General features: G+C 64.9%; 2 protein-coding genes. Both read right to left on the bottom strand.

Annotated elements, in window-relative coordinates; all coding sequences use genetic code 11:
• Positions 1–215: hypothetical protein (locus GWK61_RS58225; RefSeq protein WP_228564614.1), on the bottom strand; the 215-nt coding region annotated here is incomplete at its 3' end.
• The coding region (locus tag GWK61_RS58220; protein ID WP_228564613.1) for a hypothetical protein at positions 206–430 on the bottom strand (225 nt) is incomplete at its 5' end. The genes GWK61_RS58225 and GWK61_RS58220, both read right to left, overlap by 10 nt.

The following is a 430-nucleotide window of genomic DNA, read 5'->3' as shown; positions in this document are numbered from 1 at the left end:
AGATAGGCAGCCTCATAGGCGCTGCGAAGGCCCGCGCCCTTGACGCAGTATCCGGGCTTGACGACCGGCACGCCCCAGTCATTGAGCTTGCAGTGCAGGCAATTTCGGTTCCGGCAGTGCGCCATCAGAGCGTCGTAGAGGCCGCGCGCTTCCCTGCGCAGTTCCTCGGCCAGTTCCTCGACTGTGACCGGCCTGGCGTGGGTTGCTATAGCCATCGCGTACCTGCCGCGCTCGCAGTCGTGACGGCCTTGATGCGGAGCCCCCGACCGACATCGCAGCTCTGATACTTGGACGGGCAGGCGTGGCAGCGCTCGCAGTGCCGCTCGTACGCCTGTTTCGCTTCCCACCAAAGATCAATGAGATCGAGCTCTGATGCCTCCGCCGCCTCTGCCGGCGGGGCGTCCGCATGGGTGTTCATCTGGTCGTCTTC

Origin of the sequence: Catenulispora rubra, assembly GCF_015356825.1 — a bacterium.
Classification (GTDB): Bacteria; Actinomycetota; Actinomycetes; order Streptomycetales; family Catenulisporaceae; genus Catenulispora; species Catenulispora rubra.
Note: the sequence above shows the minus strand (reverse complement) of the source record. Positions and strands in the feature narration are given on the sequence as shown.